Origin of the sequence: Caballeronia fortuita, from assembly GCF_001544835.2 — a bacterium.
GTDB classification, from domain to species: Bacteria; Pseudomonadota; Gammaproteobacteria; order Burkholderiales; family Burkholderiaceae; genus Caballeronia; species Caballeronia fortuita.
The window spans coordinates 210,058-234,646 of the sequence record NZ_FCNX02000007.1 but is presented as its reverse complement, the minus strand read 5'-3'; the positions used below and the strand labels follow the sequence as shown (position 1 = coordinate 234,646).

Genomic DNA, 24,589 nt, shown 5'->3' with positions numbered 1-24,589 from the left:
CGTGAATTAGAAGGTATAGCCGACTTCGATCGCGCGGCCTTCCAGCGAGTCGAGCAGGCGCGCGAACGGCCACAGAGGTGCGTAGCGCTCAGCGACCTTGCGCGCATAGCCGATGAAGCGCGGCAGATCAGCGAGATATCGCGGCTTGCCATCGCGATAGTGGATGCGTGCGAACAAGCCGAGCACCTTGATGTGCCGCTGCAGGCCCATCAATTCGAGCTGGCGATAGAACTCGCCGAAATCCTCGTCGACGGGAAGGCCGGCCTTCTTCGCGCGCTCCCAGTAGTAGGCGATGCAGTCGAGCTGGAACTCCTCGTCCCAGCTGATGAACGCGTCGCGCATCAGTGATGCCATGTCGTACGTGATCGGGCCGTACACCGCGTCCTGAAAATCGAGCACGCCGGGGTTCGGCTCACACACCATCAGATTGCGAGGCATGAAGTCGCGCAGCATGAAGGTTTGCGGCTGCGCGAGCGCGCTCTGCACGAGGAGCGTAAAGGTGTCGTCGAGCGTCTTGCGTTCGTCGGCGGTGACTTCGCGGCCGAGATGACGCCCGATGAACCACTCGGGCAGCAGTTCCATTTCGCGACGAAGAAACGCTTCGTCGAAGGGTGGCAGCACGCCTTCGCGCGCCGTTTGCTGGAAGCGGATGAGGGCGTCGATCGCGGCGCGCATCATCGGACGCGCATTTTTCTCGTCGAGAACGGACATGTACGTCGTGGTGCCGAGATCGGTCAGAAGCATGAAGCCGGCGTCGAAATCCGTTTCCAAAACTTTCGGCACGTGCACGTTCGCCGCTTCGAGGAGCCCTGCGACCTGCACGAACTCGCGGCATTTCTCGGGCGGCGGCGCATCGACGGCGATGAGCGTCTTGCCGAACGCGCAATCGCTCTCGAGCCTGAAATAGCGCCGAAAGCTGGCATCGGCGGAGGCGGGCGCGAGGCTCGCGACATTCAGCCGATAGTGGCCGGCAAAGGTTTCGAGCCACGCGCTGAGTTGATTCAGGCGAGCGTCGGAGGGAATGTGCGTCATAAATTCGAGGGGCGAAACATCTTGCCATATAATACCCCACGACTTTTTTAAGCGATCCGTTTCACGCCTGGCGCCAGGCCCTGGACGACTGTGAGCGTCACCGTTCGATCGAGTGCCGTCCCTGCTCAGCAACGGACCGTCGAGTTCGCGATGGGCGCGGGACGCGGCCGCCTGCCCGGCGGCATCGGGCGCGTGGGACGCGAACGGGATCGAACCGCCACCCATACATGCCGCCACGACAGTTTCCCGTATCGAAAATCCAAGGCGACGCTCAGCCACGCAGGCGGCGGCTCGTCGTCGCGCTTCTATCCGTTCCGGGCTTGATGCCCGCTCTGGCGCACGCTCAACTCGTGGGCGACGCTGCCTATCCGCAACCGCTCGACGGCCCCGGCAGCCTGCGCCTCGCGCCGCAACTCGAAGAGCGACCGCTGCAAAGCGGCCAGCAGCCCTCGACCTTTCTCCTGAGCGACAAGGCGACCGGCACGACCGACGAAGACATGGCGGCGAAGGGCTCGGCGGAAATCCGGCGCACGGTGACGGTCATCAAGGGCGACGCACTGCATTACGACCAGGACACCGACATGGCCGATGCTTTCGGCAATGTCAGGCTGATCAACAACGGCGTGTCGTTCGTCGGTCCGGAAGCGCATCTGAAGGTCGAGGCCAACGAAGGGTTCATGACGAACCCGAAGTACCACTTCAACGTGACGGGCGGCTCGGGCAGCGCCGCGCGCGCCGACATGATCGACGACGAGCGCGCGCGCATCGATCAGGGCACGTACACCGCTTGCCAATGCGAAGCCGATCCGGCGTGGTACATCAAGGGCTCGTCGTTCGATTTCGACACCGGCGCCGAAGAGGGCATCGCGCACAACGGCGTGCTGTTCTTCCAGGGCGTGCCGGTGTTCGCGAGCCCGTGGCTGTCGTTTCCGCTGACGAGCGATCGTCGCAGCGGCCTGTTGCCGCCGACCTTCACGCTCAGTTCGACGACCGGCTTCGAAGCGACGATCCCGTACTATTTCAATATCGCGCCTAATCGCGATCTGACGGTCACGCCGCGCATCATGACGAAGCGCGGCGTGCTGGGCGAAGCGACGTATCGCTATCTGTCGCCCACGTATTCCGGCTCGCTCGACGTCAACTATCTGCCGGACGACCGCGTCACGCATTCGAATCGGTATGCGATCTTCTGGCAGCATCGCCAGAATTTCGGCAATGGTTTCGGCGGCTACGTCAATTACAACAAGGTTTCGGACAGCCAGTATCCGGAAGACCTCGGCAACGCGTCGAATCAGTTCCTGAACGGCACGCAGTTGCTGTATCAGCAGGAAGCGGGGCTGACCTACAACAACGGCCCGTGGTCCGTGCTCGCCCGCGAACAGCGCTGGCAGACGCTGCAGCCGTCCGTTCCGCCGTACGCCCGCGAGCCGCAGGTGAACGTGCAGTACAACAAGTACAACGTCGGCGGCTTCGACTACGGCGCGGAACTCGACGCGACGCGCTTCACCATCACCACGGATGGCGCGACCGACGGCAACCGGCTCTATTTCAATCCGTACCTGAGCTACGGCATCAATGCGCCCGGCTACTTCGTCACGCCGAAGGTGCAATGGCACTTCGCGTCGTATGACCTGAGCCACATCGCGACCACTCAGGTTGCGGGTTCGTCGCCGCCGGTAACGGGGCAACCCAAGAATTTCACCGAATCGATCCCGACGGTCAGTTTCGACACGGGCCTCGTGTTCGACCGTTCGGTGCGCCTTTTCGGCCAGGACTACATCCAGACGCTGGAGCCGCGGCTCTACTACGTCTACACGCCGTATCACAATCAGGATTTTGCGCCGATCTTCGATACCGCCGAAGCCGACTTCGGCCTCGCCGAGATCTACACGCCGAACACGTTCGTCGGCAACGACCGTATCGCCGATGCGAACCGCATCACCGCCGGCCTCACGACGCGCTTCATCAACCCGGCGACGGGCGACGAGCGTGCGCGTTTCGTCATCGCGCAACAGTATTATTTCCAGAGTCAGCGCGTCACGATCACGCCGGGTCAACTTCCGGATCAAGCGAAGCATTCGGACCTGATCGCGGGCGCGGCCATCAAGCTGGGCGCTGGCTTCGCTTCGGAAACCGCGTTCCAATATAATGTGGACAACAACCAGCTCGTGCGCTCGAGCATCGGGTTTGCGTTCAGTCCCGGGGAACGCAGGGTCATCAACGTCGGCTATCGCTACACGCGTTCGAATCAGACGACGCTGGTGAACGAGCCGATCAACCAGATCCTGTTATCCGGCGAGTGGCCGCTCACGAACCGTCTCTATGCCGTCGGCCGCGTGAATTATGATCTCGCGAGCCATCGTCTCGTCGACGGGCTTGTGGGCTTCCAGTACGATGCCGACTGCTGGGCGTTCGGCTTCGGCATGCAACGCTACGCCAACGGCGTGAACACGCAGGGCCAGCCTTCGTCGGGCACGCGCGTGCTCGCGCAATTGACGTTCAAGGGCTTGTCGAACGTCGACAACGGACTCGTGAGCGCATTCCGCGCGAGCGTTCAGGGTTATCAGCCGCCGCCGCCCGCGGCGCCGCCGCTTTCCCGGTATAGCGACTACGAGTGAAGCAGCAGCGAAACGCACGCGCCGATGGCCGCGCGGCGCGGCACACACGAGCAGCACAAGAACGGAAGAAGTCCGTATTTGATGGAGTATCTGTGGCAAACGTGAATATGTTTCGATCGACGGCAATTGCGGCGGGCGTGCTCGTCGGCGCGCTGATCCTGAGTTCGCCGGCCGGTGCGCAGGCGTTGTCGAATCGCAATGCGCAGGTCGCGGATTCCGTCGTCGCGGTGGTGAACGACGGCGTCATCACGCAGCGCGAACTGGAAGACCGCACGGCGCTCATCGCCAAGCGTCTGCAGCAGCAAAACGCGCCGGTGCCGCCCGCGGACCAGATGCGTCAACAAGTGCTCGATCAGATGGTCCTCGAGCGTATCCAGCTTCAAAAGGCGAAGGAAGACGGCATCGTCATCGACGACGCCACGGTCAACCGCACGCTCGCGCGTCTCGCGCAGCAAAACCAGATGACGCTCGAGGTGTACCGCTCGCGCATCGAGGCGCAAGGCGTGCCCTGGGCCACCTTCACGCGCGACGCGCGCACGGAGCTGACACTCTCGAAGCTGCGTGAGAAGGAAGTCGACAGCAAGATCACCGTGTCCGACGGCGAAGTGGCGAACTACATCGCCAGCCAGCGCGGTCCGGGCGCACGCAATACGAGCGATCTGCGTCTGCAGCACATCATGTTCAAGCTGCCGTCCGATGCGCCGCAAAGCGAAGTGGCCAAAGTTCAGGCGCAGGCCGACGCCGTGCTCAAGCAGGCTCAGGCAGGCGATGACTTCACCAAGCTCGCGAAGCAGAATTCGCAGGACACGGACGCCGGAAAGGGCGGCGATCTCGGCTTTCGCACGGCCGGTTCCTTGCCGGCGGGCATCGTGAGCGCGGTATCGACGTTGCGTCCGGGCCAGGTCGTGCCGACGTTGCTGCGCACGGACGGCGGCTTCGAAATCATCAAGCTGGTGGATCGCCGCGCGAGCCAGGGCACCGCAGCCGACGCGCCCAAGCTCGTTCAGACGCACGTGCGCCACATCCTGCTGCGCGTATCGGACGGCATGTCGGAACAGGCTGCGCGCCAGCGGCTGCTAGACATCAAGCAGCAAGTCGCGAACGGCGGCGATTTCGCCAACTTCGCGCGCACGTATTCGCAGGACGGTTCGGCGTCGCAGGGCGGCGATCTCGGCTGGATCAGCCCAGGCGAGACCGTGCCGGAATTCGAGCGCGCGATGAACAATCTGCAGGACGGCGCCGTCAGCGATCCGGTGCGAAGCGAGTACGGCTATCACCTGATCCAGGTGCTCGGCCGCCGCGACGCGGAAGGATCGGCATCGCAGCAGCTCGATATCGCGCGTCAGGCGATCGGTCAGCGCAAGGCCGAGCAGGCGTATTCCGACTGGCTGCGCGAACTGCGCGATACAGCCTACGTGCAGTACAAGGGCATCGCTGCCCAGCAGCAGTAACAGCATGAGTGCCGCCGACGTCCGACCGCTCGCCATCGCCATCACGACTGGCGAGCCGGCCGGTGTCGGTCCGGAACTGACGGCGGCGGCGCTCATGCAGGCGCGCGAGCGGTGGCCATCGGCGCATTTCACGGTGCTCGGCGATCGCGCATTGCTTGCATCACGCGCGGGAGGCGCATGGCCCGCCGCGACGGACCCGGTGCGCATCGAACATCACGCGCTTGCCGCGCCCGCCGAAGCGGGCACGCTGAACGCCGCGAACGGGCGCTATGTGCTCGGTCTGCTCGATGCCGCCATCGACGGCGCGGTGTCCGGCCGGTTCGACGCCATCGTCACCGCGCCGCTGCAAAAGAGCACAATCAACGATGCCGGCGTGCCTTTCACCGGTCACACCGAATATCTCGCCGAGCGCACGAACACGCCGCGCGTCGTGATGATGCTGGCCGGTTCGAGCGAGCGTCCGTTGCGCGTCGCACTCGCGACGACGCATCTGCCGCTGAAAGACGTGCCGGCGGCGTTGAGCGTTGACGGTCTCGTCGAAACGCTCACCATCATCGATCACGATCTGCGCGCGCATTTCGGCTTGGCCGCGCCGCGCATTCTCGTCACCGGGCTCAATCCGCATGCGGGCGAGAACGGTTATCTGGGCCGCGAAGAGATCGATGTCATCACGCCCGCGCTCGAACGCGCCCGCGCGCTCGGCATCGACGCGCCCGGCCCGTATCCCGCCGATACCTTGTTCCAGCCGCGCTATCTGAAAGACGCCGACTGCGTGCTCGCCATGTTCCACGACCAGGGCTTGCCGGTGCTCAAATACGCGACGTTCGGCGAAGGCATCAACGTGACGCTCGGCTTGCCGATCATCCGCACGTCGGTGGATCACGGCACCGCGCTCGATCTCGCCGGCACGGGCCGCGCCGATCCGGGCAGCATGATCGCCGCCATCGACGCCGCCGTCACGATGGCGCGTCACAAGCGCGGCGCCTGAGCGCGCGCATTCATTCGAATCAGTATGTCGACCAAACACCAAGGCCATTTCGCGCGCAAGCGTTTCGGGCAAAACTTTCTCGTCGATCAGGGCGTGATCGATTCCATTGTCGATGTGATCGCGCCGAAGCGCGGCGAGCGCATGGTCGAAATCGGCCCGGGTCTCGCGGCGCTCACCGAGCCGTTGATCGAGCGTCTCGCCACGCCCGAGTCGCCGCTGCACGCGGTGGAACTGGACCGCGATCTGATCGGCCGTCTGGAAAAGCGTTTCGGCGACAGGCTCGTCGTGCATTCGGCGGACGCGCTCGATTTCGATTTCGCGTCGCTCGCGCTGGGGAGCGAGAAGCCGACGCTGCGCATCGTCGGCAATCTGCCGTACAACATCTCGAGCCCGCTGCTGTTTCACCTGACGACGTTCGCGCACAAGGTCATCGACCAGCATTTCATGCTGCAGGACGAAGTGGTCGAGCGCATGATCGCCGAGCCCGCGAGCAAGGATTACGGGCGTCTCTCGGTGATGCTGCAATACCGCTACGTGATGGACAAGCTGATCGACGTGCCGCCTGAATCGTTCAATCCGCCGCCGAAGGTGAATTCCGCGATCGTGCGGATGATTCCGTTCGCGCCGCACGAGTTGCCGGACGTCGACGAGAACGCGTTGAGCGATGTCGTGAAAGCCGCGTTCGCGCAGCGCCGCAAGGTCTTGCGCAACAATCTCGGCGCCTACCGCGACACGATCGATTTCGACGCGCTAGGCTTCGATCTCACGCGCCGCGCCGAAGAAGTGCCGGTCGCGGAGTTCATCGCGCTGGCGCAGGCCGTTCAGCGCTCGAAAGCCTGAACGCCATCGGCGTCGGAAAGCAGCCTCATCAGCCGTTCGAGCCGCGCGCGCTGCTCGCGAAGCAGGCCGCGCGTGGCGCTCACCTGCTGCACGCGAGTACGCCAGTAAGTCTGTCCGAACAGCGAATTCGCGCCTTCCGCCGACAGCACGCGCTCCAGATGCCCGATGGCGGCATCGGCGCTGCCGGGCGTGTACGGGCTTCTGATCGTGGCGTCTCGTTCGAGTGTTGCGTTCATCGTCTTGTCCTCGTGTCGCGTTGAATCCGGACGAGTGATTCTGGGCGCGACGCGGGACATTCCGCGTCCCGAACCCGCAAGTTCCATCGGGACGCAATGTGTCCGGACCGGCTGCTATGATCTTCGGTCCCATCAAAAGGAGCGAGCGCCATGCGCTTCATTCACGCGGCGGACATTCATCTCGACAGCCCGCTGCACGGCCTTTCCGCCTACGCGGACGCGCCCGCAGAGATGCTGCGCAACGCCACGCGCGAGGCTTTCTCGAAGCTCGTGTCGGTCGCGATCGATGAACAAATCGACTTCATGGTGATCGCCGGCGATCTCTACGACGGCACCTGGCGCGATCACAACACGGGCATCTTCTTTTGCCGGGAAATGGGGCGGCTGCGTCGCGCGGGCATTCCGGTCTACGTGCTCTTCGGCAATCACGACGCCGAAAGCGAAATGACGAGTCAGCTTCAGTTGCCCGACAACGTCCACACGTTCTCGACGCGCAAGGCGCAGACGTTTCTTATCGACGATCTGAAGGTCGCCCTTCACGGCCACAGCTTCAAGGAAAAGGCAGTCACGACAAATCTCGTCGCGGCTTACCCGCCGGCGGTCGCGGGGTATTTCAATATCGGCGTGCTGCATACCGCGCTCGAAGGCGGCTCGATGCACGCGAGTTACGCGCCGTGCTCCGTCGCCGAACTGCACGCAAAGGAATATCACTACTGGGCGCTCGGTCACGTGCACGACTACGCGATCTGGCGGGACGCGTCGACCATCGTGTTTCCGGGCAATCTGCAAGGACGCAATATTCGCGAAACGGGACGGCGCGGCGCGGTGATCGTGACGGTGTCGGATGCGGAAGAGGTGTCCGTCGAGCGGCTTTTCATCGACGTGCTGCGCTGGGAAGCCGTCACGGTGGACGCATCGCAGGCGAGCACGCTCGATGAAGTCGCGCTCGCGATCGGACGCGCGCTCGAAGCGCTCATCGAAGCTGCGGCGTCGCCGGTGCCGCACGCCGTGCGCGTGACGATCACCGGCGCGACGCAGGCGCACGGCGCGCTCTTCGGCCTCGAAACGCAGCTGCGCGCGGAAGTGCTCGCGCAGATCGCCGCGATCAGTCACGACCGCCTGTGGCTCGAGAAAGTGAAGATCGCGACCGAGCCGCTTGCCCACAGCGAACCCTCAACCGGCCGCACCGATGCGCTCGCCGATCTTCACGGTCTGCTGATCGAAGCCGAATCCGATCCGGAGTTTCTAAGTATGTTGAAGGAGAAGCTCATCGCGCTCGCGGCGCAGGCGCCGGGCGAGTTGCACAAGTCCGTGCCGGAACTCGAGCATGTGCGCAACGGCGAACTCGCGGCGCTCGTCGCCCAAGTGCGATCGGGGCTGATCGCGCAATTGTCGGACGCGGAGTAAATCATGCGCATCGGCAGGCTCGAACTCATCCGCTACGGCAAGTTCACGGATCACGATGTCGATTTTCCGGCGGCGGAACACGACTTCCATTTCGTCGTTGGTCCCAACGAGGCCGGCAAGTCCACCATCAAGAACGCGATCTCCGAGTTGCTCTTCGGCATGCCGCACAGCTCGCCGCTCGCGTTCGTGCATCCGCAAAGCGAGCTGCGGCTCGGCGCGATGATCGAAGCGGGCCGTCAAGCGGGCGGTGAAGCGGGCGGCGAAACGTTCGCGTTTCATCGCACGAAGAGCCGCAAGGCGTCGCTATGTGCGCCGAACGGCGATGCGCTGCCGCCGGACGCGCTGGCCGCGTTCCTCGGCGCCGCCGACAAGAGCTTCTTCGAGCAGATGTACTGCCTGAATCACGAGGCGCTCCGGCGCGGCGGAGAGGCGATTCTCGATGCATCGAGCGATGTCGGACAGGTGCTGTTCCAGTCGGCGGCGGGCATCGCGAGTCTCGGCGACGTGCGCCAGCGTCTCGCGGAGGAAGCCGAGAGCTTGTGGGCGAAGCGCAAGCAGGGCTGCACGTACAACATCAATCGCAAGCAATACGACGAAGCCACCGACGAACTGAAAGCCGCCAGCGTGCGGACGGCGAAGTGGACGCGCGCGCATGCCGCCGTCGATGAGGCCGAGGAAAAAAGCCGCGAGCAGGATGCGCGGCGCGCGGCGCTCGAAGCGCAACGCGGCAAGCTCGAACGCGTGCGGCGCGTCGCACCGTATCTGAACGTGTGGCGCGAGAAGGCGGCGCAATTGCGCGAACTGGGCGATGTCGTCGATCTGCCCGCGAACGCCGAAGCCACGCTGCACGACGCGCTGAAGCGTCTCGCGGCGGCGCAGAGCGCGCTCGACGTGCATGCGAAATCTGCGGAACAGTTGCAGTCGGAACTGTCCGCGATCCGCATCGACGACGCGCTGCTCGCCGCGCAATCGCGTATTCGCGCACTCGAAGCCACGCGGCAGCGCGCGTCGAGTCACGCGAGCGACATCGCGCGGCTCGAACAGGAAGTGGCGCTGCGCCTGAGCCAGATCGCGCAGGACGCCGCGCAACTCGGCTGGCCGCAGAACGAAGAGCAAACGCGCCGCGCGATGCCCGGCACGCTCGCGCTCCAGACCGTCACGAGCCTGATGTTCGAGCGCGGCGAACTCGAACTCGCCGCGCGCAATGCGCAACAGGCCGCCGATGCCGCCGCGACGCACGTCGACACGCTGAACGCGAAGCTCGCGGCGATCGCGAGCGGCGAGGTGTCGCCGGGTCTGCGCACCGCGTTGCGCGCCGCGCAGAAGTATCGCGATACAGCAGCGGCGAGGCAGCGTCTCGACGACGCGAAACGCGATGCCCAGCAGTCGCTCGACGCGGGCATGGCGTCGCTCGGCCGATGGTCGCGGCCGCTCGCCGAACTGAAGTCGATGACATTGCCAGCGGCGGAACGCATCGCCGCGATGCGCGCGGAGCGGCAGGAACTGGCGTCGCGCGTGATGCTCGCCGTCGACCGCGCGAAAGAAGCCCGCGACACGCTGCACGCGACGCGCGCCGAATTCGACGATCTCGTCGATACGCACGATGTCGTGACGGGCGATCGCGTACAGGACGCGCGCGCGTCGCGCGATGCGGCGTGGCACGCGATCAAGTCCGGCGAGATCGCACTCGATGAAGGCGCGTCAGGTTTCGAAACGGCGCTGCACGCGGCCGACGGCCTCGCGGATCGGCAACTCGGTTCCGTGGGTCACGCAACGCGCCTTGCGGCGTTGAAGCGGCGCATCGCGAATGAAGAATCGACGCTCGCGCGGCGCGCTGACAACGTGCGCGAGGCCGAATCGGCGCTGACGACGTTCGATGACGCATGGCGCGCGCTCGCCGTGCAATCGCAGATCGCGGACATGTCGCTCGACGATGCGCCCGCGTGGATCGCATCGCGCGACAGGACGCTCGCCGCGGCGCAAACGCTCGACGCGCGCGCGGACGAACACGCGCGCGAATCCGCCGATGCAGCCGCGCGCCGCGACGAACTCGCGCGGCATCTCGATCTTCCGAATCACGCGAACTCAAACGCCGATCTCGACGCGCTCTGCGATCTGGCCGAGGCGAAGATCGCGGCCATCGACGAAGCAGCGGTGACGCGTCGCAACGTATCGGCGCAATTGGACGAAGCGCAGGCCGGGCGCGTCGCGCGGCAGGGCGCGGCGAAGGCGGCGCACGAGGCGTTCGGGCGCTGGCAGCGCGAATGGTCTGCGGCGCTCGCGAAAGCGGGTTTGTCGAGCGCGGCGGATTCGCAGGCGGCGGCCGAAGCGGCCATCGACATCGTGAAGAAAATCGGCGATCAACTGACGCAGATCGACGCCATCCGCACCGGCCAGATCGATTCAATGCGCGCGACGCTCGACGCGCTCGGCGCCGATGCATCGCAAATCGCGCGCGAACTCGACGCATCGCTCGCGGCGCTCGACGCCAACGCGATCGCGACCGAGTTGTCGGCACGCCTCGATCGCGCGTGCGGGGCGCACGCCGAACTGGAGCGGCTGAAGAAGGAACATGCGTCAGCGAGCGAGCACGTCGGTCGTGCCAGAGCCGACGTGGAAGACGCGAAGGCGACGCTGCGCCCGCTCTACGATCTCGCGCGCGTCGATACGCCGGACGCGCTTCAGGCGCTCATCGCGCAATCGCAGAAGAAGCGCGAACTGAGCGACGCCGTGGACGACGCGCGCGCCGCGCTCATCAAGGGCGGCGACGGGCTGACGCTCGACGATCTCGTCGCGGAAGTGGAGGGCACGGACATGCCGAACGTGCCGGCGGAGTTGTCGCGCATTGGCGCGGCGTTGTCCGAGTCGGTGAAAATCGCGAGCGAAACGGCGACGGCGCTCGATGCCGCGCGCCGCGAACTCGAAGCGATTTCGGGCGAAGCGAACGCCGCGCGCGCCGAGGCGAAGCGTCAGGAAGCGCTCGCCGCAATGGCCGATGCAGCCGAACGTTTCGTGAAAGTCGAGACCGCGTCGACGCTGCTGAAGTGGGCGATCGACCGCTATCGCGAGCGCCGCCAGGGCCCGATGCTTTCGCGCGCGAGCACGATCTTTTCGACGCTCACGCTCGGCACGTTCTCACGGCTCGTCGTCGATTACGATCGTCAGCCGATGGCGCTGTCCGCGATTCGCGCGAGCGGCGAGCACGTCGATATCGCCGGCATGAGCGAAGGCACGCGCGATCAGCTTTATCTCGCGCTGCGCCTCGCGGCGCTGGAAGAACATGGCGAAAAGGCGTCGGCGCTGCCGTTCGTCGCCGACGATCTCTTCATCAACTTCGACGATGGCCGCGCGCGCGCCGGTCTGCGCGTGCTTGCGCAGATCGCGAAACGCACGCAGGTGATCTTTCTGAGTCACCACGATCATCTCGTGGATATCGTGCGCGAGGTGTTCGGGCCGCGCGTCAACGTGCGCTACATGGGCTGATGCGCGTCAACTCGTCCGATAACGCTTCGCGAGCCTCGCGAAATCTTCGGCGAACTCGTCACGCAACGCTTGCGGCGCGAGAATCTCGACGCCCGCGCCGAGCGCGCGCAGCCACCAGCGCAACTTGAGACTCGGTGTGACGGTGCCCGTGACTTTCATGCGGCCGTCGGGCAGCGTGTCGATCTGCTGATCCTTCGACATCGGCGATTCGCGCAACTGATTGCCCGCGTTGCCTTCGAACGCGAGTTCGAGCAGCACCGGCGGCTCGGGCAGAAAGTCGAAGACCTGCTGCGTCTCGATGTACTTTCGCAGCTTGAAGTCCTCCGGATACGTGAACGACTCGCCCGACTCCGACACCGAGCGAATGCGATCGAGCCGGTAGAGCGTGCGCATCCATTCCGTCTCGCCTTTCTCCGGACGCGGCGCGCGATTCGGATCCTGCGCGACCATGTACATCACGCCCGCCGATTCGACCAGCGCAAGCGGCCAGAGCGTCCTCGTGCGCGGCTCGTCGCTCTGTTCGCCCTTATACGCCGCACGATATTGCACGAGCAATTCGCGCTCGAAGAACGTGGCCGTGGCGACCGTCTGGAAGATTTCGGGACGCAGCTTCGGACGAATCAGCGTGAAAGCGCCATCGACGGAATCGATCTTGTCCGCCCACGCGCGATAAATGCGGCTATCCGCCTTTTCCTGCGACAACCGCGATTCGGCGGCCTTGAAGAGCGGATCGATGTCGCGCGTCACGGCGTTCGGCAGCTTGTTGCCCGCGAAGCGCTGAAGGATGTGGAACGCGACTGCTTCGGATGCGCTCATCAGGCCGCTCACGCCTTCCTGCAAGCCGTGCAGCCAGGGCTTGCGCTGCCAGAGCAACTCGCGTCCGTTGAGCATCGATACGACGCGCGCGTCGGCTTCGAGCGCGGTCAGATGACGCTGCACCTTCTTCGTATAGCCGACGCGATGACCGCGCTCTTCGAGACGCCTGCGGATCTCAGGCGTCGATAGCCAGGCGGTCGCGTCGCGCTCGGTGGGCAGGACGCGGAGGATGGCTTCGTCGAGACTGGAGGTCATGGCGGGGCAGGGGCGGATGTGTCGGCAACGACTCCGATTATAAGAATCGATGAGACATCTTGTGTCCCGATGGCGCACGCGCCCGAGCGAATCGAGCGCGCAAAGCAAAAAGCCCGGTCGCGATGACCGGGCTTCTTACTTGATACTTGGTAGGCCGTACGGGATTCGAACCTGTGACCAACGGATTAAAAGTCCGCTGCTCTACCAGCTGAGCTAACGACCCAAAAGAGGCGAAATTATAAACTTCGATTCGCTATTCTGTCAACTTGTCTCGCTGAAGAACGCTGAAGTCTTCGAGAGAAAAATGCCCGCGGCATCATTGCGCGGGCATTCTCCTGAGAGGCGCGAAACCCGAAGCACCGAGGCTTCGCTTACTTCACCTGCGACATCTTGCTCTGCGCGGTCTGCGCGACTTCCGTACCGGAGTACTGCGAGATGATCTGCTGAAGCGTCTGCTTTGCAGCCGCCTTCTGGCCTTGTTCGATCTGGTTGTTCGCGATCGCGAGCAGCGCCTCGGGCGCTCGCGGATGCGTCGGATAGCTCTTCACCAGATCCTGCCAGATCGCCGTCGATCCCTTGTAGTCGCGCTGCGCATAGAGCGCATTGCCGAGCCAGTATCGCGCCGTCGGCTGATACGGGCTTTGCGGATACTTCGCCACGAACGCCTTGAACGACGCCGCGGCGTTCTTGTAGTCACCGTTACGGAATTGAGTCGACGCTGCGTTGAACGCTTCCGTCTCGCCGGGCTGCACCGAACCGGTCACGCCGTCGACCGTCTCTTGCTGCGGCTCGAATTTCTTCAAGCGCGAATCGAGATCGGCGTAATAGTCCTTCTGCTGCTTTTGCAGCGTCGCGACCTGATTGGCCAGATCCTCGTTCTGCCCGCGAACCGTCGCGACCTGCTGATTGAGCTGGTCGATACGGTTCTGCTGATCGAGGATCGTGCGCTGCGCGGCCTGCAACTGGCTGGACAGACTATCGGTCTTCGTGCGCAGATCGAGCACGGCTTTACGCGCTTCGTTGTCGTCGAAGACGCCGGCGTGCGCGGGCGCACTCAGCATCGTCGAGCCAATCACGCACGCGGCTGCGGCCACGCGCAGCAAGGGAAAGCGATACAACATAGGGCGACTCACCCGTAACTGGTTACGTTAAGCGAATTACTGCTGGTACACGAGATCCGCGCGGCGGTTCTGTGCCCACGACGATTCGTCGTGACCCGTCGTCATCGGCTTTTCCTTGCCGAGGCTCACGGCTTCCATCTGCGAATCGGCGACGCCCATCAGCGACATCGCACGGCGCACGGCTTCCGCGCGCTTCTGGCCGAGCGCCAGGTTGTATTCGCTCGTGCCGCGCTCGTCGGTATTGCCTTGAATCAGGACGTGACGCTCCGGATGGCTCTTCAGGTACGACGAGTGTTGTTGCAGCAGCGGCTGATAGTCGTCCTTCACGGCGTAGCTGTCGAAGTCGAAAAAGATGCTGCGCTTCGCGAGCGGGCTGTTCGGATCGTTCAGCGGGTCGATGTTGACCTGCTTCACGTCCGTCGGGTTCGGCTGCGTGCCGACTGCACCCTTGTTCTGGCCTTCGTCGAGCTTCACGCCCGAGTGACACGCCGCCAATGCGCCGACCATCGCAACTGCCAGGCCGATACGAAGTTTCGACATCATGGTACCTCTCCTTGTGTTGTAGCTGAACGTTGTATGTGAAACGTTATTGCTGGACTTATTGCATGAACGGACCCCAGGACGGCTCGCGCACCACACCGCCCTGAACTGACAAGACTTGCCGCGTGCGACCGTCGGTCGAAACGGCTGCCAACACGCCACGTCCGTTCACTTGGGTGGCGTAGAGGATGTACTGACCATTCGCCGCGAAACTCGGCGATTCGTCATGCGTCGTGTCGGTCAGCCCCGTCGCCGTGCCGGACGCGAGGTCCTGCAGATACAGCTTGAAGCCGCCGCCAGTGCGCGAAATGTACGCGAGTTGCTTGCCGTCCGGGCTCACGCGCGGGCTCGTGTTGTACGCACCCGTGAACGTGACCCGCTGGGCCGCGCCGGCGCTTTCACCCGCCGCCGGCATCTTGTAGACCTGCGGTTGGCCGCCGCGGTCGCTCGTGAAATAAATCCAGTTGCCATCGGGGGAGAAGAACGGCTCGGTGTCGATGGAACTGCCTTGTGTCAGACGGCGCAGGCCGGAACCGTCTGCGTTGACTTCGAAAATCTGCGTGTTGCCCGTGCGCGAGAGCGCGACCGCGAGCTTGCGGCCATCGGGCGACCACGCCGGAGCACTGTTATTGCCCTTCTGGTTCGACACGACCACGCGACGTCCCGTCGGCAGATCGTGGATATACACCACCGGCTTCTTCTTCTCGAACGACACGTATGCGACCTTCGTGCCGTCCGGCGACCATGCCGGCGAAATGATCGGCTCCGGGCTGGAGAGGGCGATTTTCGCGTCCTGACCGTCCGAATCCGAAATCTGCAATTGATAACGGCCGCCCGTCTGGATGACGTAGGACAGACGCGTTGCGAAGACGCCGCGTCCGCCGAGCAGCTTCGCGTAGATATAGTCCGCGATCTTGTGCGCGCTCATGCGCAGGCCGCTTTCGGCGCTGACGAGCGACAGGCCGCCGAGGTTCTGCTGCTTCACGGTGTCGTACAGGCGGAAGCGCACTTCGTACTGCCCGTTCGGCAGCTTGTTCACGCTACCCGACACGAACGCGTCCGCGCCTTTTGCCTTCCATGCGCCGAGGTCGACGGAATCCGATTCCGCGACCGGCGCACTGCCGGCGTCGATGTTCGTGAACTTGCCGCTTCTCTGCAAATCCTGGCGAATGATCGCGCTGACCTGCTGCGGCGAACTCGCTTCATTGGCGAAATTGGCCGTCGCGATCGGAAACTGGGTCGAACCGACGCCGGTCACGAGTACGTTCAACTGGGCGTGCGCGGCGGTGCCGGCTGCGATCAGGCAGGACGCGACCAGCGTTCTCAGGCCAAGCTTCGTCATCAAACTCATGCTGTATAGGTTCCAGATAAAAGCGTTTTCAGGTGTCCGCGGACTGCAGAACAGACCCGCGGCCGCACAATTCGTTCCCGCAGCTTAATGCGCGCTTTCAAGGCGTTTCCCGTCCCGGATTCATGCGGTCTCAGCTTCCCGCCGGACGCAGCGTGATGGTGAAGCGCTCGGGTGCTTTTCCATCGATATCCGTGGGCATCGGGTCTGAGTTCTGCACTGCACGCAGCGCCGCCGCATCCCATTGCTCATTGCCGCTCGAACGGGTGATGCTCGCGGACAGCAAAGTGCCCGTGGGCGAACAACGAACCGACACTACAGTTTCGAGGCCCGCGGTTTCGCCGCCCCAATGGATGTTCGGCCGCACGCGACGCTGCACCTTCTCGGCATAACCCGGCGAAGTCGCATTGCCGCCCGCGCCCTTGCCAGTGCCGCTCTTCGCTAGCCCTTCGCCGCTGCCTGCCGTGCCGCCGCCCAACTGGCCCTGCAACTGTGCGAGACGCGCCTTGCGCTCGGCATCGACCTTGGCTTTCGCTTCGGCGTCGGCCTTGGCTTTCGCTTGCGCCGCGGCCTTCGCTTTCGCGTCGGACTCGGCCTTGGCCTTCGCCTGCGCGTCGGCCTTCGCCTTGGCTTCCTGCTGGTCCTTCTGTTCCTTCTGCTCCTTGAGCTGTTCCTGCTTCTGGGCTTCGGCTTGCTGCTGCTGACGCTGCCTGTCCTGCTGAGCTTTTTGCTGCTGTTGCTTCTGAAGTTCCGCCTGACGCTGCTGTTCGATCTGCTTTTGCCTGTCCTGCATCGCCTTCTGCTGCGCGGCCTGGGCGGCGAGCTGCTGCTGACGCTTCGCTTCCGCTTCCTGCTTCGCCTCTTCCTGCTGACGGCGCTGCTCGGCAAGCTGCGCTTCGCGCGCGGCGGCTTCCTGCTGCTTACGCTTTTTTTCCTGCAACGCGATGTCCGCGTCTTCATCCTTCGCGGGCGGCGGCGCGGGCTGCACCTTGACCGGCGCAGGCGGCGGCGGGGCAGGGCGGGGCGTCGGTGCCGGCGTATCCGGAATCTCAGTCCAGATTTCCGCCTCCGCGCCCGCCGGCGTGTTGTTCTGCCAGTTGATGCCGTGATACAGGAACCAGCCGAGCAGCAGGTGCATCAACGCCGCGAGCGCGAACGCCTTGCCCGTGCCGCGCTCGCGCGGCGGGCGGTTCGGTCGCGCGGACGATGCGCGTGTCTGCCTTTGCGAAAGGGTCATTGCGATTTGACGAGCAATCCGACGCGCTTCACGCCGCGCGCCTTCATATCGGACATCACGTTCATCACGACTTCGTACTTCACGGTCTTGTCCGCGGCGATCACGACGGGCTGATCCGGATGCGATTCCTGACGATTCAGCACGAAGCTGTTGAGATCGTTCATCGTCATCTTTTGCTCTTGCGTCGCGCCGCCTTCTTCCTTGTAGCGCACGTTCATGCTGCCGTCTGCCTTGATGTTGATGACGAGCGGCGGCTGCTGCTCCTGCGGCTGCGCGTTGCCGACGGTCGGCAGGTTGATGATGGACGGCGAAACGAGCGGTGCGGTCACCATGAAGATGACGAGCAGCACGAGCATCACGTCGATGTACGGCACGACGTTAATGTCGGCCATTGCGCGGCGCGAGCTGCCGCGCATGCTGGAACGAATGGGGCCTGCCATCGCGGACTCCTTCTGTTAGTGCGCCTGACGCTGCAGGATGTTCGAGAACTCTTCGATGAAAGTCTCGAAGCGGATCGCCAGACGGTCGATGTCGTGCGCGTAACGGTTGTACGCGACCACGGCCGGAATCGCGGCGAACAGGCCGATCGCGGTCGCGACGAGCGCCTCGGCAATGCCCGGTGCGACGTTCGCAAGCGTCGCCTGCTGCACGTTGGCGAGACCGCGGAACGAGTTCATGATCCCCCAGACCGTGCCGAAGAGACCGATGTACGGACTCACCGATCCGACCGACGCGAGAAATGCGAGGTTCGCTTCGAGCACGTCCATCTCGCGCTGGAAGGCGGCGCGCATCGCGCGGCGGGAACCGTCGAGAATCGCGCCCGGATCGGTGATGCGGCGCTCCTTGCCCTTCAGGAATTCACGCATGCCCGATTCGAAGATACGCTCGAGCGCGCCGATCGTGTGGCGATTGTTCGCCGCGCTCTGATACAGCGCCTGCAAGTCGCCGCCCGACCAGAAATCACGCTCGAAACGCTCGGTCTGCGCGCGCGCGCGGCGAATGGCGAACCACTTGCGGAAGATAAAAGTCCACGACAGGAGCGAAAGCAGCAGCAGCAGCGCCATCACCGCCTGCGCGAGCAGGCTCGCGTGAACGACGAGAGAAATGATCGACAGGTCTTGTGTATTGTTCATAAAGGTCGGCTGTTTCGTCCCGAAAGGGGCGTCCGGTCAAAGCGTCATGCTTTCGTGAAATGGATGTGAATCAAACGAAAGCCGTGCGATGGCCGGCTCATCTCGTTAATGCTTCCTTTGTTCCCGAAGCGCTGGTTCGCTTCGGGGTGCGATGGGTTCATCGTTCAGGTCCGGTCCGGGTTTGCGCCGCCTGATGCCGTGGCGAGTGCGGCGTGCGGGCCGCGCCTCAAACCGTCGAGCACGGCGTCGGGGATGGCGGCCGGACGAATCGACGCGCGATCCACCGATGCGACGCGAATGTCGCCGCTCGCGAGCAGCACGCCGTCGCGCCACGCTTCCTGATGAAAATCCACCGATGCACGGCCGAGGCGCTCGATGCGGCTCACGATGCGAATGACGTCGTCGAGGCGCGCCGGCGACGAGTATTCGACGCAAGTGCGTCTCACGACGAACACGACGCCGTTCGCATCCGCGAGACGCTGCTGGTCGATGCCGCACGCGCGCAGCCATTCGGTGCGCGCCCGCTCGAAGAATTTCAGGTAGTTCGCGTAGAAGACGATGCCGCCGGCGTCGGTGTCTTCGTAATACACCCGAATCGGCCACTCGAAAATCAACGAATCACTCACCTTTGCGCCGCTCCGCTCGCGCGAAAGCATTCAGGAACGCTCCGGCTCGCATTTTGACAAATATTCATCGGCGGCATTTTACCGGAACCCGCAGCGCCGCCGCCAAATCCTTAGGCAGTTATCAGAATCAGCCGCGGTTAATTTGCAACGGTGCGAACGTCTGGGCAATCGGCATCATCTCGATTGCGTTGATGTTCACGTGCGCCGGGCGCGTGGCGATCCAGTAGATCGCGTCGGCGATGTCCTCGGGCGTGAGCGCCTGCACGTCCTTATAGACGGTTTCCGCTTTCGCGTCGTCGCCCTTGAAGCGCACGTTCGAAAATTCGGTGCCGCCGACGAGTCCCGGCTCGATGTCCGTCACGCGCAAAGCCGTGCCGGCGACGTCGGCGCGCAGGTTCAGGCTGAACTGGCGCACGAACGCCTTCGTCGCGCCGTACACGTTGCCGCCGGCGTACGGATACGTTCCCGCAACCGACCCCAGGTTGAACACGTGTCCGCGATTGCGGTCGATCATGCCCGGCAGGATCGCGTGCGTGACCGTCACGAGGCCCGTGCAGTTGGTGTCGATCATGTTTCGCCAGTCATCGAGATTGGCGCGTTGCGCGGGCTCGAGGCCGAGCGCGAGACCTGCGTTGTTCACGAGCACGTCGATCTGCGCGAACGCCTCGGGCAGCGCGGCGACGGCATTGCGGACGGCGCTTTCGTCGCGCACGTCGAGTTCGACGGGCAGAAGCGCGTCGCCGAGTTCGTTCGCCAGCGCGGCGAGCCGTTCCTTGCGACGCGCCGCCGCGATCACGCGATGGCCGCCTTTCACGAATGTGCGCGCGATGGCGGCACCGAATCCGGCCGACGAGCCGGTGACAAAAACGATCATGAGCGGACTCCGAACGGGGTGGAATGGGCAAAGCCGGATTGCACGGGAAAGCGCGTCCGGCAACGGCGCAAAGGGTACTTCCATTGATGCGCCGCGGCAAGCGAGCGCGGGTGCGAACGATCGTGCTTTATGAGCGTCCGCGCGGGCGCCGGACCGGGCTGTCGGCCGGTTGCCTAAAGCATGACAGCCCATTAAACTACAACGCTCAAACCCCGCGTGACTGGCGATAGAATCTTCGGATTCAAGGTGGAGCGACCCACCAGGAAGCGCGGAGCGTCGTTTTGCCGTTCGCCTGGGCAGCTGAGATCCGCACGCCGTCGCTGCGTTGCCGGTGGCTGTCCGTTCCGCGAAACCGGATTCTTCCTCTATCCGTCGCGTCTGGACTCCATCGGTTTCCAGCGTCTTTCGCGTCTGCTTCGAACGCGGCGTACGCGCGATCCGGTCAACCTGTTTTGATCTCACGGAAAACGTATGTTTGACAGAGCCGAAAGTACCCTCGCCAATGTCGATCCCGAATTGCTCAAGGCGATCGAGCAGGAAAACCGCCGCCAGGAAGATCACATCGAGCTGATCGCGTCGGAAAACTACACGAGCCCGGCCGTGATGGCCGCGCAAGGCTCGCAACTCACCAACAAATACGCGGAAGGCTATCCGGGCAAGCGCTATTACGGCGGCTGCGAGTATGTCGACATCGTGGAGCAGCTCGCCATCGATCGCGTGAAGCAGCTTTTTGGCGCCGAAGCCGCGAACGTGCAGCCGAATTCCGGCTCGCAGGCCAACCAGGGCGTGTTCTTCGCCGTGCTCAAGCCGGGCGACACGATCATGGGCATGAGCCTCGCCGAAGGCGGTCATCTGACGCACGGGTCGCCGGTCAACATGTCGGGCAAGTGGTTCAACGTCGTGAGCTACGGTCTCAACGAAGCCGAGGACATCGACTACGACAAGACCGAAGCGCTCGCCAAGGAACACAAGCCGAAGCTGATCGTCGCGGGCGCGTCGGCGTTTGCGTTGAAGATCGACTTCGAGCGTCTGTCGAAGATCGCAAAGAGCGTCGGCGCTTACTTCATGGTCGATATGGCGCATTACGCCGGTCTCGTCGCCGCGGGCCTGTATCCGAATCCGGTGCCGCACGCCGATTTCGTCACGACGACCACGCACAAGAGCCTGCGCGGCCCGCGCGGCGGCGTCATCCTGATGAAAGCCGAGTTCGAGAAGCAGATCAATTCCGCGATCTTCCCGGGCATTCAAGGCGGTCCGCTCATGCACGTGATCGCCGCGAAGGCCGTCGCGTTCAAGGAAGCGCTGTCGCCGGAATTTAAGACGTATCAGCAAGGCGTGATCGACAACGCGCGCGTGCTCGCCGAAACGCTCGTGAAGCGCGGTCTGCGCATCGTGTCGGGCCGCACCGAAAGTCACGTGATGCTCGTCGATCTGCGTGCGAAGAAGATCACTGGCAAGGCAGCGGAAGCCGCACTCGGCGCGGCGCACATCACGGTCAACAAGAACGCGATTCCGAACGATCCGGAAAAGCCGTTCGTCACGAGCGGCGTGCGTCTCGGCTCGCCCGCAATGACCACGCGCGGCTTCGGCACGAAGGAAGCAGAGATCGTCGGCAACCTGATCGCCGATGTGCTCGACAATCCGGAAGACCAGGCGACCATCGAACGCGTGCGCGCGCAAGTGGCCGATCTGACCAAGCGTTTCCCGGTCTACCGTTAATTCGCGAGCACACCGCCTATGCGCTGCCCATTCTGCCGACACGAAGATACCCAGGTCGTGGATTCTCGCGTGTCGGAGGATGGCGCGGCCATTCGGCGGCGGCGGCGCTGTCCCGCGTGCGACAAGCGTTTCACCACATATGAGCGTGTAGAACTCGCGCTGCCGACCGTCGTCAAGAAGGATGGCAGCCGCACCGAGTTCGACCGGCGCAAGATCGTCGCGAGCATGCAGCTTGCGCTGAGAAAGCGCCCGGTCGCCGCCGACGCGATCGATGCCGCCGCGTCCCGCATCGAGTATCAGTTGCTCGGCAGCGGCGAGCGCGAAGTGCAGAGCGAGCGTCTCGGCGAACTCGTCATGAACGAGCTGCGGCAGCTCGACACCATCGCCTTCGTGCGTTTTGCGTCCGTCTACAAGCGTTTCGAAGACGTCTCCGAATTCGAAGACGTGCTCGATGAATTCCGCCGTGCCGCGCCGAAGAAATCGACTTCGCGCAAGCGCTGATTCTTTCCGCATCGTTTCCCTCTCTGACCTGATTCCTTGCTGTTCGCTCGCTCAGTGTGCCGGGCATCGGACAGCGTGAACACTCGGCCATTCGGCTAATGGCGGCGCGCGGTTCTTATCGCTAGATTGAGCTTTTTCCGGCTCGATCCGATCGATAAGGCATGCAAATGATCCGTGCATCAAATCAAGGTTTCACGCTCGTCGAACTGTGCGTGGTGCTCGCCGTCATGGCGATTCTCGCGACGTTCGCCGCGCCGTCGTTCATCGCGTGGCAAACGCGCGATCGCGTCGATGCCCGCGCGCGGGCGCTCTTTTCCACGCTGTCACTTGCACGCGCCGAAGCCGTGAGGCGCGGCGCGCGCGTCACGCTGTGCAGGATAGATGCCGCGCGCCATTGCCTCGCGTCAGGGCGAAGTTGCGAGAACGGAGTGACGGACTGGTCGTGCGGATGGGGCCTGTTCGTCGACCGCGACGGCGTTTCCACACTACTGCGCATGCAGCCGCCGATGACGTCGATATCGATCGCTGGAACTTCGACGGAGCTCTCCTTCACGCCGCCTTCGGGACAAGTCATCGGCGGATTTCGCAGCTTCGATTTCGGCCCGCGCGGCGCCGATCCTGCCGCGCATTCCGAATCGCGCCGATGCATACGGCTCGCGGCGGGCGGCCGCGCGCGCATGACGCAAGGCGGCTGCGGAGCATCGGCATGAAGAGCGCGCAACGTGGGGATTCGCTGATCGAAGTGATGATCGCGCTGACACTCACGGCGGTGACGGCGCTCGGGATCGTCGCGGTGCAAAGCGCGCTCGCACGCGGCGAACGGGCGGCGTTGATACGCGAGCGCGCGGCGCTCATCGCCGATTCGGTCGTGGAAGGCGTTCGCGGCGACGCGGACCGTGCGGGGATCGTGTCGCAATGGCAGGCGAGGGCGGCGTCGATGTTGCCGTCGGGCGATGTCGCGATATCCGATCGCGCCGATGGCGTGCGCGTCGCGACGGTGAGCTGGCGCGCACAAGACCGGTCCGATCCGTGTGTCGAATCGCAGGCCAAGCCGCTTACTTCCTGCATCGCGGTGGCGTTCGCGCGATGACTCCACGCTCGCGCTCCTCGCGCGGCCATACGCTGCTGGAAATGACGATCGCTCTGGCGCTCGGCATGTTGATCGTGACAGCGTCGCTTCTGCTCTATCGCGGACAGCGCGACGCGTTCGATCGCGCTGCCGAAACCGCGCGCATCCACGACGCCGCGGCGATCGCGCTCGATATGCTCGGGCAGCAGATCCAGATGGCCGGATTTACGTCGAGCGCAGACGCAACCGTCGATGCGCCGCTATTCGGCTGCGCGCAAGGGCGCGTCGCCGGCGCCGACACGGCGGCGTCATGCGAATCGCTCGCGGGTCGCTCGGACGGCCTGCAGACGCGCTACGCCGGCGACGCCGTATCCACATGGCCGACGAACGCAGGCGTGCCGACGGACTGCATCGGCCAGGCTGTTTCCGATGACATCGTCACGAATCGCTTCTATGCCAAGGCCAGCAGTTCGACCGGCGAACCCGAGTTGTACTGCGAAGGCGGCGGCAAGCAGGCACAGCCGATTGTCGAAGGGATCGAGCGGATTCGCGTGACGTACTGGCTCAAGGGCGCATCGTCGGCAATGGACGCTTCGGCCATCGCGCGCGATCGCTGGCGCGATGCTTACGCCGCCGAGATTTGCGTCCTCGTGCGTGGCTCGGCCTCGCATGCCAAACGTCGAACGCGCTACACGGATTGCAGCGGATTGCCCGCTTACGTCGAAGACGGCCGCGTCCGTCAGGCGTTCTGGCGGCGCGTCGCGATCCGCAATTCGCCGGAAAACGCATCCGGAGGCGCGCAATGAAGCGACGTTCGCTGACGCGCGGAGCCACGCTGCCGATCGTCCTGATCCTCTCTTCGATGATGCTCGTGACCGCTGGCGCATGGTTGCAGACATCGCTCGTGGCGGCGCGCACGGCCGTCGCGACGCGCGAGCGCGTGCAGGCGTTTCATGCGGCGGACAGCGCGTTGATCCGATGCAGCCGAATGCTTCAACTCGCGCAGCCGTCGATGAACGCGTCTTCCAAGGACGAGCCTACGCGATGGCGCATGAAGGCTTCGTACGATGGACCGAACGCCGCCGCGATCGCGCCGTTCGCTTCGTGGCCCCATGCGCGGCGCGTCCCGCAATGTCTGATCGAAGCGTGGGCGGAGAAGTCGTATCTGATCACTGCGCGCGGTTTCGGCGCGACTGCGGATTCCGAAGCGTGGCTGCAACTTCGGATCGATATCGCCGATGGCGCGAGCACGCAACACTGGCGGCGCGTCGTCGCCCGACCGTTCTGAGGATCGA

23 protein-coding genes, 1 tRNA gene and 1 riboswitch are annotated in these 24,589 nt (G+C 64.1%); of the genes, 12 read left to right on the top strand and 12 right to left on the bottom strand.

Annotated features, from left to right (window positions below):
• Window positions 1-6 precede the first annotated feature (6 nt).
• Window positions 7-1,032, bottom strand: a complete 1,026-nt coding sequence (locus AWB77_RS15600) for an aminoglycoside phosphotransferase family protein (protein ID WP_061135348.1) — start codon at window positions 1,030-1,032, stop codon at window positions 7-9.
• Between the two features lie 227 nt (window positions 1,033-1,259).
• Between AWB77_RS15600 and AWB77_RS15595 the strand changes: the two genes are divergently transcribed.
• From AWB77_RS15595 to rsmA, 4 genes are all read left to right on the top strand, one after another.
• Window positions 1,260-3,650: an LPS-assembly protein LptD gene (locus AWB77_RS15595; protein WP_061135347.1), complete on the top strand. Its 2,391-nt coding sequence runs from the start codon at window positions 1,260-1,262 to the stop codon at window positions 3,648-3,650.
• Window positions 3,651-3,757: 107 nt separating this feature from the next.
• A complete protein-coding gene (locus tag AWB77_RS15590) occupies window positions 3,758-5,101 on the top strand; it encodes a peptidylprolyl isomerase (protein ID WP_061135346.1) in 1,344 nt (447 codons plus the stop codon).
• A 4-nt stretch (window positions 5,102-5,105) separates the two neighbouring features.
• Entirely contained in the window at window positions 5,106-6,089 is a 984-nt protein-coding gene (pdxA, locus tag AWB77_RS15585; protein WP_061135345.1) for a 4-hydroxythreonine-4-phosphate dehydrogenase PdxA, read from the top strand.
• A 24-nt stretch (window positions 6,090-6,113) separates the two neighbouring features.
• On the top strand, window positions 6,114-6,929 hold the full coding sequence (gene rsmA, locus AWB77_RS15580; protein WP_061135344.1) for a 16S rRNA (adenine(1518)-N(6)/adenine(1519)-N(6))-dimethyltransferase RsmA: 816 nt from the start codon (window positions 6,114-6,116) through the stop codon (window positions 6,927-6,929).
• Here the strand turns inward: rsmA and AWB77_RS15575 are convergent.
• Window positions 6,911-7,165: a hypothetical protein gene (locus AWB77_RS15575; protein WP_061135343.1), complete on the bottom strand. Its 255-nt coding sequence runs from the start codon at window positions 7,163-7,165 to the stop codon at window positions 6,911-6,913. The genes rsmA and AWB77_RS15575 overlap by 19 nt on opposite strands.
• 150 nt (window positions 7,166-7,315) lie before the next feature.
• Here AWB77_RS15575 and AWB77_RS15570 point away from each other — a divergent pair, with 150 nt between their 5' ends.
• Window positions 7,316-8,572 (top strand): metallophosphoesterase family protein, encoded by a 1,257-nt coding sequence (locus AWB77_RS15570; protein ID WP_061135342.1) that lies wholly within the window; start codon window positions 7,316-7,318, stop codon window positions 8,570-8,572.
• Window positions 8,573-8,575: 3 nt separating this feature from the next.
• Window positions 8,576-12,055 carry a YhaN family protein gene (locus AWB77_RS15565; protein WP_061135341.1) on the top strand — a complete coding sequence of 1,160 codons (3,480 nt, stop codon included), beginning with the start codon at window positions 8,576-8,578 and terminating at the stop codon, window positions 12,053-12,055.
• 6 nt (window positions 12,056-12,061) lie between these two features.
• Here AWB77_RS15565 and AWB77_RS15560 read toward each other — a convergent pair whose 3' ends face one another.
• From AWB77_RS15560 to ydfG, 10 genes are all read right to left on the bottom strand, one after another.
• Entirely contained in the window at window positions 12,062-13,126 is a 1,065-nt protein-coding gene (locus AWB77_RS15560; RefSeq protein WP_061135340.1) for a helix-turn-helix transcriptional regulator, read from the bottom strand.
• Between the two features lie 147 nt (window positions 13,127-13,273).
• A tRNA-Lys gene (locus AWB77_RS15555) sits at window positions 13,274-13,349 on the bottom strand.
• A gap of 148 nt (window positions 13,350-13,497) precedes the next feature.
• Window positions 13,498-14,247, bottom strand: coding sequence for a tol-pal system protein YbgF (gene ybgF / locus AWB77_RS15550; RefSeq protein ID WP_061135339.1), 750 nt, complete (start codon window positions 14,245-14,247; stop codon window positions 13,498-13,500).
• 36 nt (window positions 14,248-14,283) lie between these two features.
• The gene (gene pal, locus AWB77_RS15545; RefSeq protein ID WP_061135338.1) at window positions 14,284-14,790 is read right to left on the bottom strand and encodes a peptidoglycan-associated lipoprotein Pal; all 507 of its coding nucleotides are present in this window, start codon (window positions 14,788-14,790) and stop codon (window positions 14,284-14,286) included.
• 55 nt (window positions 14,791-14,845) lie between these two features.
• On the bottom strand, window positions 14,846-16,138 hold the full coding sequence (gene tolB / locus AWB77_RS15540) for a Tol-Pal system beta propeller repeat protein TolB (protein WP_061135337.1): 1,293 nt from the start codon (window positions 16,136-16,138) through the stop codon (window positions 14,846-14,848).
• Between the two features lie 130 nt (window positions 16,139-16,268).
• Window positions 16,269-17,372 (bottom strand): cell envelope integrity protein TolA, encoded by a 1,104-nt coding sequence (gene tolA / locus AWB77_RS15535; protein WP_061135336.1) that lies wholly within the window; start codon window positions 17,370-17,372, stop codon window positions 16,269-16,271.
• Window positions 17,369-17,812: a protein TolR gene (gene tolR / locus AWB77_RS15530; protein ID WP_061135335.1), complete on the bottom strand. Its 444-nt coding sequence runs from the start codon at window positions 17,810-17,812 to the stop codon at window positions 17,369-17,371. Before tolR ends, tolA begins: the two co-directional genes overlap by 4 nt.
• Window positions 17,813-17,827: 15 nt before the next feature.
• On the bottom strand, window positions 17,828-18,505 hold the full coding sequence (gene tolQ, locus AWB77_RS15525) for a protein TolQ (protein ID WP_008342801.1): 678 nt from the start codon (window positions 18,503-18,505) through the stop codon (window positions 17,828-17,830).
• A gap of 164 nt (window positions 18,506-18,669) precedes the next feature.
• Complete coding sequence (gene ybgC / locus AWB77_RS15520; RefSeq protein WP_061135334.1) at window positions 18,670-19,161, bottom strand: tol-pal system-associated acyl-CoA thioesterase; 492 nt, start codon at window positions 19,159-19,161, stop codon at window positions 18,670-18,672.
• A gap of 97 nt (window positions 19,162-19,258) precedes the next feature.
• Window positions 19,259-20,005, bottom strand: coding sequence for a bifunctional NADP-dependent 3-hydroxy acid dehydrogenase/3-hydroxypropionate dehydrogenase YdfG (gene ydfG, locus AWB77_RS15515; protein ID WP_061135333.1), 747 nt, complete (start codon window positions 20,003-20,005; stop codon window positions 19,259-19,261).
• Between the two features lie 206 nt (window positions 20,006-20,211).
• A riboswitch (ZMP/ZTP riboswitch) is annotated at window positions 20,212-20,310 on the top strand.
• 166 nt (window positions 20,311-20,476) lie between these two features.
• On the opposite strand from ydfG, the gene glyA reads away from it, so the two are divergent.
• The 6 genes from glyA (at window position 20,477) to AWB77_RS15485 (ending at window position 24,582) form a co-directional block, all read left to right on the top strand.
• The gene (gene glyA / locus AWB77_RS15510; protein WP_061135332.1) at window positions 20,477-21,724 is read left to right on the top strand and encodes a serine hydroxymethyltransferase; all 1,248 of its coding nucleotides are present in this window, start codon (window positions 20,477-20,479) and stop codon (window positions 21,722-21,724) included.
• A gap of 18 nt (window positions 21,725-21,742) precedes the next feature.
• Entirely contained in the window at window positions 21,743-22,225 is a 483-nt protein-coding gene (gene nrdR, locus AWB77_RS15505) for a transcriptional regulator NrdR (protein WP_061135331.1), read from the top strand.
• Between the two features lie 161 nt (window positions 22,226-22,386).
• Window positions 22,387-22,935 (top strand): GspH/FimT family pseudopilin, encoded by a 549-nt coding sequence (locus tag AWB77_RS15500; protein WP_061135330.1) that lies wholly within the window; start codon window positions 22,387-22,389, stop codon window positions 22,933-22,935.
• Window positions 22,932-23,315, top strand: a complete 384-nt coding sequence (locus AWB77_RS15495) for a type IV pilus modification PilV family protein (protein ID WP_061135329.1) — start codon at window positions 22,932-22,934, stop codon at window positions 23,313-23,315. The genes AWB77_RS15500 and AWB77_RS15495 overlap by 4 nt, the downstream gene beginning before the upstream one ends.
• Window positions 23,312-24,100, top strand: coding sequence for a type IV pilus assembly protein (locus tag AWB77_RS15490; protein WP_061135328.1), 789 nt, complete (start codon window positions 23,312-23,314; stop codon window positions 24,098-24,100). Before AWB77_RS15495 ends, AWB77_RS15490 begins: the two co-directional genes overlap by 4 nt.
• Complete coding sequence (locus tag AWB77_RS15485) at window positions 24,097-24,582, top strand: pilus assembly PilX family protein (protein WP_061135327.1); 486 nt, start codon at window positions 24,097-24,099, stop codon at window positions 24,580-24,582. Before AWB77_RS15490 ends, AWB77_RS15485 begins: the two co-directional genes overlap by 4 nt.
• Window positions 24,583-24,589: the final 7 nt, after the last annotated feature.

What these genes read in the sequence shown, in the direction of transcription:
- AWB77_RS15600 (WP_061135348.1), bottom strand. Translation starts at nt 1,032, where the DNA reads ATGACGCACATTCCCTCCGACGCTCGCCTGAATCAACTCAGCGCGTGG.
- AWB77_RS15595 (WP_061135347.1), top strand. Translation starts at nt 1,260, where the DNA reads ATGCCGCCACGACAGTTTCCCGTATCGAAAATCCAAGGCGACGCTCAG.
- AWB77_RS15590 (WP_061135346.1), top strand. Translation starts at nt 3,758, where the DNA reads ATGTTTCGATCGACGGCAATTGCGGCGGGCGTGCTCGTCGGCGCGCTG.
- pdxA (WP_061135345.1), top strand. Translation starts at nt 5,106, where the DNA reads ATGAGTGCCGCCGACGTCCGACCGCTCGCCATCGCCATCACGACTGGC.
- rsmA (WP_061135344.1), top strand. Translation starts at nt 6,114, where the DNA reads ATGTCGACCAAACACCAAGGCCATTTCGCGCGCAAGCGTTTCGGGCAA.
- AWB77_RS15575 (WP_061135343.1), bottom strand. Translation starts at nt 7,165, where the DNA reads ATGAACGCAACACTCGAACGAGACGCCACGATCAGAAGCCCGTACACG.
- AWB77_RS15570 (WP_061135342.1), top strand. Translation starts at nt 7,316, where the DNA reads ATGCGCTTCATTCACGCGGCGGACATTCATCTCGACAGCCCGCTGCAC.
- AWB77_RS15565 (WP_061135341.1), top strand. Translation starts at nt 8,576, where the DNA reads ATGCGCATCGGCAGGCTCGAACTCATCCGCTACGGCAAGTTCACGGAT.
- AWB77_RS15560 (WP_061135340.1), bottom strand. Translation starts at nt 13,126, where the DNA reads ATGACCTCCAGTCTCGACGAAGCCATCCTCCGCGTCCTGCCCACCGAG.
- ybgF (WP_061135339.1), bottom strand. Translation starts at nt 14,247, where the DNA reads ATGTTGTATCGCTTTCCCTTGCTGCGCGTGGCCGCAGCCGCGTGCGTG.
- pal (WP_061135338.1), bottom strand. Translation starts at nt 14,790, where the DNA reads ATGATGTCGAAACTTCGTATCGGCCTGGCAGTTGCGATGGTCGGCGCA.
- tolB (WP_061135337.1), bottom strand. Translation starts at nt 16,138, where the DNA reads ATGAGTTTGATGACGAAGCTTGGCCTGAGAACGCTGGTCGCGTCCTGC.
- tolA (WP_061135336.1), bottom strand. Translation starts at nt 17,372, where the DNA reads ATGACCCTTTCGCAAAGGCAGACACGCGCATCGTCCGCGCGACCGAAC.
- tolR (WP_061135335.1), bottom strand. Translation starts at nt 17,812, where the DNA reads ATGGCAGGCCCCATTCGTTCCAGCATGCGCGGCAGCTCGCGCCGCGCA.
- tolQ (WP_008342801.1), bottom strand. Translation starts at nt 18,505, where the DNA reads ATGAACAATACACAAGACCTGTCGATCATTTCTCTCGTCGTTCACGCG.
- ybgC (WP_061135334.1), bottom strand. Translation starts at nt 19,161, where the DNA reads ATGCTTTCGCGCGAGCGGAGCGGCGCAAAGGTGAGTGATTCGTTGATT.
- ydfG (WP_061135333.1), bottom strand. Translation starts at nt 20,005, where the DNA reads ATGATCGTTTTTGTCACCGGCTCGTCGGCCGGATTCGGTGCCGCCATC.
- glyA (WP_061135332.1), top strand. Translation starts at nt 20,477, where the DNA reads ATGTTTGACAGAGCCGAAAGTACCCTCGCCAATGTCGATCCCGAATTG.
- nrdR (WP_061135331.1), top strand. Translation starts at nt 21,743, where the DNA reads ATGCGCTGCCCATTCTGCCGACACGAAGATACCCAGGTCGTGGATTCT.
- AWB77_RS15500 (WP_061135330.1), top strand. Translation starts at nt 22,387, where the DNA reads ATGCAAATGATCCGTGCATCAAATCAAGGTTTCACGCTCGTCGAACTG.
- AWB77_RS15495 (WP_061135329.1), top strand. Translation starts at nt 22,932, where the DNA reads ATGAAGAGCGCGCAACGTGGGGATTCGCTGATCGAAGTGATGATCGCG.
- AWB77_RS15490 (WP_061135328.1), top strand. Translation starts at nt 23,312, where the DNA reads ATGACTCCACGCTCGCGCTCCTCGCGCGGCCATACGCTGCTGGAAATG.
- AWB77_RS15485 (WP_061135327.1), top strand. Translation starts at nt 24,097, where the DNA reads ATGAAGCGACGTTCGCTGACGCGCGGAGCCACGCTGCCGATCGTCCTG.